The sequence below is a fragment of the Treponema zioleckii genome, from assembly GCF_014737315.1.
Classification (GTDB): Bacteria; Spirochaetota; Spirochaetia; order Treponematales; family Treponemataceae; genus Treponema_D; species Treponema_D zioleckii.
The window spans coordinates 19,087-31,559 of record NZ_JPUF01000048.1 but is presented as its reverse complement, the minus strand read 5'-3'; the positions used below and the strand labels follow the sequence as shown (position 1 = coordinate 31,559).

At 36.7% G+C, this 12,473-nt stretch carries 9 protein-coding genes; all 9 read left to right on the top strand.

Annotated features, from left to right (window positions below; translation table 11 throughout):
- A partial coding sequence (locus JI65_RS12165; protein WP_207106099.1) for a GHMP family kinase ATP-binding protein occupies positions 1–1,036 on the top strand: 1,036 nt, incomplete at its 5' end.
- Between the two features lie 9 nt (positions 1,037–1,045).
- Positions 1,046–1,990: an NAD-dependent epimerase/dehydratase family protein gene (locus JI65_RS12160; protein ID WP_191017003.1), complete on the top strand. Its 945-nt coding sequence runs from the start codon at positions 1,046–1,048 to the stop codon at positions 1,988–1,990.
- A complete protein-coding gene (locus JI65_RS12155) occupies positions 1,978–3,288 on the top strand; it encodes an HAD-IIIA family hydrolase (protein WP_197971946.1) in 1,311 nt (436 codons plus the stop codon). Before JI65_RS12160 ends, JI65_RS12155 begins: the two co-directional genes overlap by 13 nt.
- A complete protein-coding gene (locus tag JI65_RS12150) occupies positions 3,281–3,871 on the top strand; it encodes an SIS domain-containing protein (RefSeq protein WP_191017001.1) in 591 nt (196 codons plus the stop codon). The genes JI65_RS12155 and JI65_RS12150 overlap by 8 nt, the downstream gene beginning before the upstream one ends.
- 9 nt (positions 3,872–3,880) lie before the next feature.
- Positions 3,881–4,960 carry a glycosyltransferase family 2 protein gene (locus JI65_RS12145; protein WP_191016999.1) on the top strand — a complete coding sequence of 360 codons (1,080 nt, stop codon included), beginning with the start codon at positions 3,881–3,883 and terminating at the stop codon, positions 4,958–4,960.
- A gap of 3 nt (positions 4,961–4,963) precedes the next feature.
- A complete protein-coding gene (locus JI65_RS12140) occupies positions 4,964–7,756 on the top strand; it encodes an acyltransferase family protein (protein ID WP_191016997.1) in 2,793 nt (930 codons plus the stop codon).
- A complete protein-coding gene (locus tag JI65_RS12135; protein ID WP_191016996.1) occupies positions 7,749–9,587 on the top strand; it encodes a glycosyltransferase family 2 protein in 1,839 nt (612 codons plus the stop codon). Before JI65_RS12140 ends, JI65_RS12135 begins: the two co-directional genes overlap by 8 nt.
- A 287-nt stretch (positions 9,588–9,874) precedes the next feature.
- A complete protein-coding gene (locus tag JI65_RS12130; protein WP_191016995.1) occupies positions 9,875–10,945 on the top strand; it encodes a polysaccharide pyruvyl transferase family protein in 1,071 nt (356 codons plus the stop codon).
- Positions 10,942–12,471 (top strand): glycosyltransferase family 39 protein, encoded by a 1,530-nt coding sequence (locus tag JI65_RS12125; protein ID WP_191016994.1) that lies wholly within the window; start codon positions 10,942–10,944, stop codon positions 12,469–12,471. Before JI65_RS12130 ends, JI65_RS12125 begins: the two co-directional genes overlap by 4 nt.
- Positions 12,472–12,473: the final 2 nt, after the last annotated feature.

The following is a 12,473-nucleotide window of genomic DNA, read 5'->3' as shown; positions in this document are numbered from 1 at the left end:
GACTATTGTCTTGAAAAAGACAAGGTTTCTATTTCGAAGTTTTACAATGATAATTACCCGAACACCGTTTAGAATCAGTTTTGTTGGAGGTGGAAGCGACCTCGCAAGTTTTTACGAAAAACATGAAGGCGCTGTTCTTTCAACAACCATAAATAAATATATGTACGTTACAATCCACCCATCATTCAATAAAGGGGAAACTGTAATCAAATACAGCAAAACAGAAAATGTCAGCGATGTTCATAAATTGCAGCATCCGATTGCACGGCAGCTTCTTCTTGATCACGGAATTGAGGGGTGCGAAATTGTAAGTACAGCTGACGTTCCTTCTGGAACAGGGCTTTCTACTTCAAGCGCATATACAGTAGGACTCATTCATGCCCTTTACGCTTATCAAGGAAAATACTGCTCTCAGGAACGAATTGCAGAAGAAGCCTGCCGGCTTGAAATCGAAGAGCTTGGGGAGCCGATTGGTAAACAGGATCAATATGGGACAGCTGTCGGAGGAGTAAAAGTAATTCGTTTTTTACAGAATGGTTCTGTGGAGGTCGAGCCGATTGTTGTCAGTAGAACAGTCCAAAGAGAGTTGAATGAGAACCTTCTTCTTTTTTACACAGGTCTTACTCATAGTGCCGGTGAAATTCTTAAAGATCAGAATAAAAATGTTGCGACCGAGGAAGATAAATTCAATTCACTTGTAAAGATGACTTCCCTTGTTTACGACATGAGGGATTCATTGTCACATGGCAAACTGGATGATTTTGGTGCAATTCTGAACGAAAATTGGCAGCTAAAGAGAAGCCTTACATCCTCTATTTCGAATGATTTCATTGATAAATATTACGACCTGGCTATGAAGAACGGAGCTTTAGGCGGAAAACTTTTGGGAGCTGGAGGAGGTGGATTTCTTCTCTTCTATTGCCCAAAAGAAAAGCAATTGCGCTTAAAGGCTGCGTTAAGCGATTTGGTACCGCTTTCTTTTGACTTGGAAAACAGCGGTACGAAAGTCGTGTATGTAGGAAATAAAGATTGGTAGGAGTTTTTTATGAAAGTTCTGGTTGCTGGCGGTGCAGGTTTTATTGGAAGCAATCTTGTAGATTTGCTTCTTGAAAAAGGAAATGATGTCGTTTGTGTTGATAACTATTTTATCGGAACAAAAAACAATATCGCACATCTTAGCAGCAATTCTAAATTCAAAATGTATGAATCTGACTTGTGCAATTTTGACGCGCTTTCAAAAATCTTCGAACAGGAGAAATTTGATTATGTATTCCACCTTGCGGCAAATTCTGACATTCAAGCAAGCGCAAAGAATCCTTCTGTAGAATATAAAAACACTTACACAACTACATTCAATATCCTTGAGTGCATGAGGATTCATAATGTGAAGAAAATGTTCTTTGCATCGACATCTGCAGTCTATGGTGACAAAAAAGAGCTTCTTTCCGAAACAACACCAGATTTGCGACCGGTTTCATACTACGGTGCGGCGAAACTTGGAAGCGAGGCTCTCATTTCTGCTTTCAGCTACATGAATGATTTTGAAGTGCTCGTGTTCAGATTCCCTAATGTCATCGGTCCACGCCTTACACATGGAGTCGTTTTCGATTTTATCAAGCGACTCAAGACTGACCCGACACAACTCCGCATACTCGGAGACGGAACCCAATGCAAGCCTTACATCTATGTTACGGATTTGGTTGAGGCAATTGTCCGCTTTATGAATACTGGTAAAAAAGGAATCACTCTCTACAACCTTGGTGTTGATGGAGCCACAACAGTAACAAAAATTGCCGACATCGTATGCGAAAAAATGGGCTTGCATGATGTTAAATACAACTACACAGGCGGAAATGTCGGCTGGAAAGGAGACGTTCCTAAGTTTCAGTATGATTTGAGCAAAATTCACGCTACAGGCTGGAAAGCCCGCTATAACTCTGATGAGACTGTGGCGAAGACCGTTGAGGAAGTCCTTAAGTGCAGGCAGTAATCATGGCAGGCGGCAGGGGGACTCGTCTGGCGACCATAACAAAGAACGAAGTTCCAAAACCGATGGTCGATATACTCGGAAAGCCGCTTCTCGAACGACAGATTGAAATCCTCAAAAAAAACGGAATAACGGATGTCATTTTTATAATCGGCTATCTGGGAAATGTAATCCGTAATTATTTTGGTAATGGCTCAAAATTCGGGATAACGGCTCAATATATAGAAGAAAATGAACCTCTTGGAACAGCAGGCTCTTTCTACTTCCTGAAAAACAAACTTGATGGCGAGCCGTTTTTCCTGATTTTCGGAGATGTCCTTTTTGACATCGATTTAGGAAGGATGTTTGATTTTCATAGAAAAAATCGGTCGCTTGCAACACTTTTCGTACATCCGAATTCTCATCCTTTTGATTCAGACCTTGTTGAAGTTGATTCTGAGGGAAAAATCCTGAAATTTGATTCAAAGCACAATATGCGTAATTATTGGTACAAAAATTGTGTAAACGCGGGTCTTTATATTTTAAATCCAGAAATTTGTAATCTTGTATCGAATCCTGCCAAAAAAGATTTGGAGAAAGATATTCTTTCAAAAGTTATCGCGGAAGGCAGGGATGTATTCGGGTATAAAAGCCCGGAATACGTAAAAGATGTCGGAACAGTGGAGAGAATTAACTCTGCCAAAAAAGACATTGAATCAGGATTCATCGAAAAAAGAAGTCTCAGAAACAAGCAAAAGTGTATCTTCCTTGACCGCGACGGAACTCTGAATGTTTACAAGGGGCTGATTTCAAAAATCGAAGAGTTTGAACTTGAGAAAGATGTTGTTGAGGCTATCAAAAAAATAAACTCGTCCGAGTGGATTTGCGTTGTGGTGACGAACCAGCCTGTTGTCGCACGGGGAATGTGTTCCATTGATGATGTGAATGAGATTCATAAAAAGATGGAGACTCTTTTGGGAAAAGACGGTGCGTATCTTGATGATATGTTTTTCTGTCCTCACCATCCCGACAAAGGTTTTCCGGAAGAAAATCCAGCTTACAAAATCAAATGCCATTGCAGAAAGCCCGCCATCGGAATGCTAGAAACGGCAGCTGAAAAATACAACATAGACCTGAATGCGTCCTGGATTGTCGGTGACACGACCATGGATATCCAGACAGGCCTCAATGCCGGCTGCCACACGGCACTCGTGATGACTGGAGAGGCAGGAAAAGACGGAAAGTTCAATGTAAAACCTGAAGTTACAGGAAGCTCGCTTCTTGAGGTTGTAAAAAAAATAATTGGAGAAAAAAATGACTGACTACACAAGCGCAATTAAGGACTATATCGAACTTGAAAAGGACACCCTCTCGAAACTTGATGTAAGCGCAATCAACGATGCGATGAACCTTATTATCCAGGCTTACGAGGGAAAGCATACAATTTATATTTTCGGAAACGGAGGCTCCTCTGCCACTGCAAGCCACTACCAGAACGATTTTAACAAAGGAATCAGCGAGTATGTCGAGAACAAGTTCCGCTTCCAGTGCCTGAACGACAACATGGCCACAATCATGGCGATTGCGAACGATATTGGGTTTGAGGAAGTATTCAGATTCCAGCTAAAAAACAAACTGGAGGAAGGAGACATCATCATCGCAATCAGCGGAAGCGGAAACTCAAAGAATGTAATCAACGCGGTTGAGTACGCTAAATCATGCGGTAACAAAATTATTGGCATGACAGGTTTCTCAGGCGGAAAACTTAAGGAAATGAGCGACATTTCGTTGCATGTTCCTGTGATGAGTATGCAGACTACTGAAGATATTCACATGGTATTCGACCATCTGATTATGAGCATCTTCTACAAGACTCTCTGCGGAAAAGAACATTTGAAGAAATAGGTTTTCTTAATGCCAGAGATTTCCGTCATCATTCCGATCCTGAATTCTGCAACGACTCTTGAACGCTGTCTCGAAAGCGTTCGTTCCCAAACTTTTCATGATTGGGAGGCACTGTGCGTTTATGATGACTCTCTTGATGATTCAAAGAAAATCATAGCGAAAACTGTCAGAGAGGACACAAGGTTTGTTTTCGTTCAGGGGCGGAACATAAATCTTGCGGCGGCACGAAATGACGGAATCAAAGCTGCAACGGGAAAATACATTTTTTTCTTGGACTCTGACGACGCATTGCTGCCCAATGCTTTTGAACGATGTTACAAAGAATTTTTGAGACGGACTTGTGACATAGTTGTGTTCGGTACGGAAATTTTGCCTGATATACCGAGGGCATCTGATTGGTATTACAGAGTTTTACAGACAAGGAACAAGTTTTATAGGAAATTTTCGGAAAAAGCTTTGTTTCTGGAAAACTCCGCACGCCCATTCGTTTGGAGAAACGCCTTTTTAAAGGATTTTCTTGATGAGAATGAGCTTTTTTTTGACGAGACCTGTTTCGTTGGGGAAGATCAGGTGTTCCAGCTCTGTGCGTTTCCAAATGTGCAAAACGGAATCTCCTTCATTAAGGAAGAGTTGTATCAGTACACATGGACTCGAAGCGGCTCGCTCATGGCAGAGTTCAACAAGGATATACTGTTTAGGCTTCGTGGTCACATACACATGGTAGATTCAGTATTCCGATATTGGGCTTTCAGAAATTATGACAATCTTTCCAAAGCGGACATAGCAGTATGGTGTATATATTTTCTGGGCTGGGAGATTCCGTATCTTCCGAAAGACAAAATTGATGCTCTTGCAAAACCAATAGACAAACTCTTTTTAACTTGGCTTGTTGCTGCTCTGTTAAATGAACTTCCTAATACCATTAGGTGTATTGCTATAAATTTGCAGAATCATATCGCATTGCAGCCAAACAGATGGAGGCATCTAAAAGAGCTGCTTTGCTGGGAAAGGTACTGGGGAGGTGTTTGGAAAGCGGGAAGATTTTTGATTTTTAAGATTGTGCGTTTTGTTCTTAGGAGAAGTTTATAGAAAATGTTGTTTGCATGGTTAATCTTAGTGCTATCTGCCGCAATAATTTTAGCAACTCCATTTCAAAGAAGTCGTTTTGTTATAGTCTTGCGACGAGTTTTTGTTGCTTTGGTAGCAGCTCTTGCAGGAATATATCTTTTTGATATTTTATCAGCAAAAGTTTTATACCGCATGATACCTCAACCAACTGTTACGATTAGTGCTTTAAACACCAAAAATGAAAATGCTCAAAGCTGTGATGTTGTAATAAAAGGTTTCGTTGTTGATAAAACTTGGTATTGGGCAAAGAACTTGGAGCACTCTGATTCTGGCTGGATTGATTATGATGCAGGCGCTTGCTATTGGAAAGCTTTTGATAGACCTGTTTCTATGTCCAATTCAATTTCATTTAAAATACCAGTAGGTAAAGATAAAACCGTAGTTTTTGAAAAGAATAAATGGCATGGAAAGGCTCTAATAAAAACAGAAACAGATGAAATTATTGTAGATACTTATTCTGACTCAGATGCTGAAGATTATGGCGTTTCTCTAGGCTCTTCAGGAATTTCTTCATGGGATAAAATTAGGGAATATTCTTCGATGAGTTTTGGTGGAATTGTATTCATGTTGATACAACTTTTTTTTATTCTCAACAAAAATAATTCTAAAAATCAGAATAAAACGCAAAAACGAACTTTATGGATGGATTTTTTAAGAATCTCATGTATATTCACCGTTATATTTTTGCATTATACGAGTTCTTTGTACGAAAGAAATTATAGTGATTCTTTGGTTGCGTGGATTCCAAGCCTAATCGTTAATTGTTTTACAACCTTTGCGGTTCCGTGTTTTTTCATGCTGTCAGGTGCTCTTATTTTGCCAAAGAATGAATCCATTTTATCATTGGTAAAAAAAAGAATACCAAGTGTTTATATTCCTTTGATAATTTGGAGTGGCATTTATATTGCTTACTTTGGAGCATTGCAGGGATCTTCAATCACAGCAGTTTTCAAAAGTTTATATACCTCACAATATTATCATCTTTGGTTTATGTATCCTCTTATAGGTTTATATTTTCTTTCTCCGATAATACGCCTTACTTTTATAACTTCCGCAGAAACTATAAAAAAATATGCTTTTGTATTAGTCTGTGTCGTTCCAGTTATTTTACTTACTATTGCAAGATTATTTAGACTTAATTATATATCGCTTTGGTTTACTTGGGGATTCCCAGAAATTGGACTGTTTGTTCTTGGTGCATGGCTTTTACAGAAAAAACTTCCTTTAAGAAAAACTTTGCTTGGTTCTGCGGTATCACTTTTATTCATAATTCTTGGAGAAGCTTCTTGTTTTATATTTGGCGAAACGCCTCATAAAAATTTCATAGGTGCGTATGGAACTGCCCCTGTGTTCATGTTTGCAGCGTTTATGTTTACAGTGTTCATGTCATGCGAAACCTATTTTAACAAACTTTCAGAAAGTATAAAAAATCGAGTGGCAAGTATTTCTAAACTTTCTGTTGGAATTTATTTTGCACATTTACTTGTAAAAGCAATTTTGGATAAAACAAATATATATCAGGCAAATTCAAACTCTGTCTTAATGATGTTTTTTGCGACAATCATAAATTTTGTTTTTAGCTTGGCAATTTGCTATGTATTCTCAAAGATTCCATTTGTTGGTTGGATTTTTGGTAAATCATCCCTGTCAACTTGTTATGTAAATAATAAAAAAACTATACAAGAAAACAGGGAGGGGCATGCTAACGGTATGGTCGGTATGAGAGTCATTGCAACATTTTTAATCGCAATTTATCACTGGGAACTCTACTATCGCTTTAGTCCTACTGTACAGATTTTCTCCTGCGCCTTTCTTTGCTTCGAATTCTTTTTTGTTCTAAGCGGATTTTTACTTACAAAAAGTTTGCTGAAAAATCCATTGCAGAATTTTTCAGGAATGATTTCTAACCGATTTATTCGGCTATGGCCAGCATTCATCGCAGGGACAGTTCTGCTTCCAGGCATTTATACAATGACTTGGTTCGGCGGAAACTTCAAAAACTGGATATTGGATGGTAATCATTTAAAATCCTTTCTTATTGAGATCCCCATGCTACAAACAACAGGAATTGCAGGACTTAAATATATAAATGGTCCTGCTTGGTACGCTTCCGCTCTTCTAATTTGCTCCGTAGTTCTCTACTTTATCATTAAATATGCAAAAAAAGTTTATTGGGGTATTGCACTGTTTTTTTCTATATTATTTTTTTCTATATCTTTTGCGAATACGCCGACAAACTTTGTTTTCAATGTTATTCCATTTCCAATTGTTAGAGGAATGGCGGGAATGTCTTTGGGCATATTCGCATATTTTGTGTATAAAAAAGCACAAGATAAAATTCGAAAATTACCAAAAACCTTTCTTTCAATAGTTGAAATTTGTGCACTGCTATTTTTTTTCAAAATGCTTCTGGTACGTGAAAGCAACAATTTTAATCTTATTGTGCTTATTCCAATATTTATTCTTGTTGTATTTATGTTCGCAGAAAATTGCGGAATTGTTTCACGAGTCCTAAAAAATAGAAAACTGTCGTATCTAGAAGAAATAAGTTATTCATTTTACATAATGCAATCATTTTGCAGCAATATTTTTACTTGCCTTTATCCAAGTGTTAAGTTGCAGCCAATCGTGACAATTCTGTATCTTTGCCTGAATCTTATTGTCGCAATTGGTGTACATGAATTTATCGAGAAACCTCTTACAGCATTTTTGGTATGGATAAAAAAATCTTTACAAGGGGGAGAAAAAAATGCCTGAAATTTCAATAATTATGCCTGTATACAATGGTGAAGCTTTTCTGAATGAAGCAATTGATTCTGTCATCAATCAAACTTTTTCCGACTGGGAATTCATAATAATCAATGAATTTGGTTCAAATGAGAAAGCAACTACGATTTTAAGAGATTATGAAAAAAAAGATTCTCGTATAAAAATAGTTCAAAACACAGAACGCCTTCGCATATCTGCGAGTATGAATGTTGGAATTGATAATGCAAAAGGTAAATATATTGCCCGAATGGATGCAGATGATATATGTGCACCGAACAGACTTGCTATTCAGCATGAGTACATGGAGCAGCACACAGATATAGATATTTGTGGCATCAAGCCAACTTTGTTTGGAGAAGCAAATTGGGAGTGGAAGGTCGAAACTGACTCGGAAACTTTGAAAAGCGATACTCTGTTTTTTACACCATTCGTACATCCAACGATTATGATTAGAAAAGAGAGCCTTGAAAAACAGCATCTTCGTTATGATAAGAATTTTCATTACACAGAAGATTATGAATTCTTTGAAAGAGCCGCATATTCGTTAAAGTACGCTAATATTACCGACCAAAGCTTATATCGCTATAGAATGCACAGCAAAAATGCAACTAATGTTGGTGGTGATGAGGGTGTAAAAAATTATCTTTCGGTACAAAAAAGAGCATTTGAGCGACTTGGGCTTCATTTTTCTGAGGAAGATATAAGTATGCTCTGTGTGCATACTTATAAAAAAGAAGACTCGGTGGACAATGCCCTTGATAGTCTTGTCATTCTGGATATCCTTCTGAAAAAGATTTGGTGGAACAAAGATGCTCGCGAGCAGTTTGGTATTTATCCATTGTTCCGAACGTTGCATAAAAGATGGATGCGCGCATGGGAATGCTATCGTTATAATTCTGAATTTGTTTCTGATGGCAGAGTGCAGGCGGCGATTGAACGAGGATTGTTTGCTCATACTGATTTCTATAAATTTTCAAATGAGAATGATAAATATGAGTCTCCTTTAGTTTCTGTTGTGATACCAACCTACAACAGTGAAAAATATGTGCAGGACACGATTTACTCAATTCTTTTGCAGACATTTCAGAATTTTGAGATTCTTCTTGTAAATGAATTTGGTTCTGATGACAAGACTGTAGAACTTGTAAGTCAATTTTCAGATTCAAGAATCCATATTATCCAAAACAAAACAAAACTGGGGCTTGCAGACTCTCTCAATGAAGGAATCAAGCTTGCAAGGGGAACTTATATTGCCCGTGCTGATGCCGATGATGTTTATCCTGACACAAGGTTTGAGAAGCAGGTAAAATTTCTTGAATCAAATCCTGAAATTTCTCTCTGTGGAACATGGCAGCGACATTTTGGAAAGAGAAACTATATTCATGCGCCTGTAAAAACACCTGAAGAAATCAAGGCAATGACTATTTTTAAATGTGATATTTGTCATTCGACCATAATGTTCCGTAAAAAAGATTTTGTTGATAACAATTTCTTTTATGACAAAAGTTTTGCAGCTGAGGATTTTGAGCTATGGTCACGAGCAGTGGGAAAGCTTAAGTTCTACAACATCCCAGAAATTCTTGGTGAATATAGATGGGACGGAGACAACATAACAGCTTCAAAAATGGAAATTCTTCTGGAACAAGAACAGAAAATAGTTGCCCGTACTCTTAAAAAGTTGGAAATCACAATAAAAGACAGTGATTTGATTCTTCTTTCCGGGTGGAAAAATCCATTTCAAGATTATTCTAGAAGTGATAGAAAAGAGCTCTTAAAAAAAAGAAGAAGCTTTGCTCTCTCTTATCGAAGAAAAAAATAAAAAGAAAAAAGTTTATGACAAATATGCTTTACATAAATGTCTGACAGCACGGCTTGAATGGGCAAAAGGAAACGGTTTTGCTACTGAAATCCAAGAAAAATCTTCTGTTGGAATTCGCATAAAAACGAAAAATCAAATCAACTCTAAAAAAAAGATTAAGACTATTCAAGCCTCTTGTTCAGTTGCTCCAAAAAGATGTTATATCTTCTATAAAAAGTTTGCAGGCATCTATTTGGGACAGCGAGGTGCATACCAGGGATTTTGTTGCCAGCTCAAACAGTGAACTGATGCAAAATGTTCAGAACAACATCTGGGACAGCGAGGGGCATACCAAGGATTTGATTTCTGCGTTGCAGTATCAGATGAATGTTTCGTTGCAGTATCAGATGAATGTTTCGTTGCAGTGTATTTACATACTCGGTACTCCGTTTAGTTCTAATCTCGGAGATATTGCCCAAACTATTGCAATAAAAGCATGGTGTAAAAAATACTATCCAACACATAAAATCATAGAGATTCCTTCTCCAAAGTGGATTGGTTATGATCTTGTATCCCTTTATCGAACAATAAACGAAAACATGAGGGAGCATGATAAAATAATAATTCAAGGTGGAATTCGTATATCTGATTTGTACGAAAATGAATCTTTCGTATTCAAATCTGCGATAAGTTGTTTTTCAGACAAACAAATCATTGTGTTTCCTACAACAATTTCTTTCAGCAGCGAAGAAGTTGCAAATCAATTTGCAGAATATTCTGATATACACGGACAAGTGACATTGCTTGCAAGAGATGAGTATTCTGCAAAATATGCAAAATCCATATTCAAGAACACAAAAATCATGTTGTGTCCCGATATTGTGCATTTCTTGTATGACAAAGTTGTCGTATGTGACTCTGACATTGAAAGGGATGTGCTTTTTGTAAAAAGAGATTTTGATAAGGAAAATCTTGTTTCGTCTGAGGATTGCATCAAAATATTTGATGATTGTGGCTATTCTTACAAATCTACAGACACTGTTCTTTCTTTGAATCCTGATTTTATACACGGACATGCTGAGAAGATTTTAAGGCGAGAACTTGCGTTCTATGCAAGCAGTAAAGTTGTCGTTACAGACAGAATGCACGGAATGATTTTTGCGCTCTTAGCGAAAACCCCGGTTATCGTCTTGCCAACATCAACTGGGAAAACTCAGAACTCCGTTAGTTTTTATTCAAAAAATGTTTATCTCTGCTCTGATATATCTAGACTTTCAGCCTTGCTGGAAAAAGTAATTAAGACTGGTTGGGTTGACTTTTCAGATACCGAAGTAAATGCGTTGATGAAAGAATTTGAGAAGATCAAGGAGATGGTATGATGGATAAATTGTTGCAAAGGCTAAAATGTCGAAATGCTCTTATTTTCACTTTTCTTGCATTTTATGCAGTGTTCATCACAATGCAAAGTACTCTTGCGCCTTATAGTAAAGTTATACCTTGGGTGGATTCCCATGTATTTATATATGTTGCAAAAGTACTGCTCAATGGAGGAAGGCTTTATACTGATGTTTTTGACCATAAAGGTCCGCTGTTATATTTTATTAATGCGATAGGACTTTCCTTGCATGAATATACAGGTATTTGGTTAATTGAATTTCTATCAATTTTTCTTGCTATGCTTTTTGCTTTTAAAACTGCAAGATTGGTATTTTCAAGAACTGCATCTTTGATTTCTGTTTTACTTTCTTTCGCCTATCTGATAGAGACTTTTGGCTTTGGAAATTATACAGAAAACTATGCATTGCCATACATCCTTTTAACACAATTTATATTCCTAAGGCTTGTACATCAACAAAAGGATTTGACCAAACTAAAAATCATGCTCGTCGGCAGTATGTTTTCGTTTACTTTTTTGTTGCGACCAAATTTAGTATTTCTTTGGGTTTTATTTTGTGTGTATATTTTACTAGTAAAAATACGTGAAAAAAAATATAAACAATTATGGACTTATGTAGGTTATTTTTTTACAGGTAGTTTTATTATTCTTTTACCAGTTGCAGTCTACTTTATTTGCTTAGGAAACTTTTCGGACTTTATAAAGGACTACTTTTTATACAACATAAGATATGCAACCGCAGAGAAAGATTTTGCTCAAAAAATAAATGCAATAGAATTTTTTATTAATAATGACATTGTAAAACTTTCTTTAGTTTTGCATTTTATAGCTATTTATTTGAATCGAGAGAAAAAATTTTATAAAAACATATTTTGCATAAATGCGCTCGGATTTTTCTTCGCATTTTTTATAGTTGTATCACCTGCCAATAATTTTTCTCATTATGCAACTGTTTTAATTCCGTTTATGGTTTTACCGATTGCAAATCTCATTGAAATTATATTTAAAGAGTTAAAATTTAATCCATTACTCAGCATTGCAGCTATTTTAGGGCTTTTTATATTTATTCTATGTCCATATTTTTCCAAACAATCAAAACAAATCTCATGGAAAAGTAGTGGAACAAATATTAGCTACGCACTAGTTGAGTATATACAAAACAATACAGAAGAATCGGAAAAAATTATTGTCGATTCAAATGACTGTTGGGTTTATACAAAATCCCATCGTTGGGCAGCTTCTCGTTTTGCATACAGGCCTTGGCCAATGACTCAAGAAATGAACGGCATTTTCGCAAAAGAAATTAAAGAAAATAAGCCAAAATTTGTTATTTCACGGAATGAAAATTCTGATATTTTGCAGATTCTACAAGATGCAGGACTTGAATACAAATTGAATAAAAAAATCGATGATTTCTATATTTTTTCACAAGCAACTTCAGGGAGTAACTTTTTGGATAGCGACAATAACATTGATTCTCTTTTTGATTTTTCATCAGATATAAAATAATG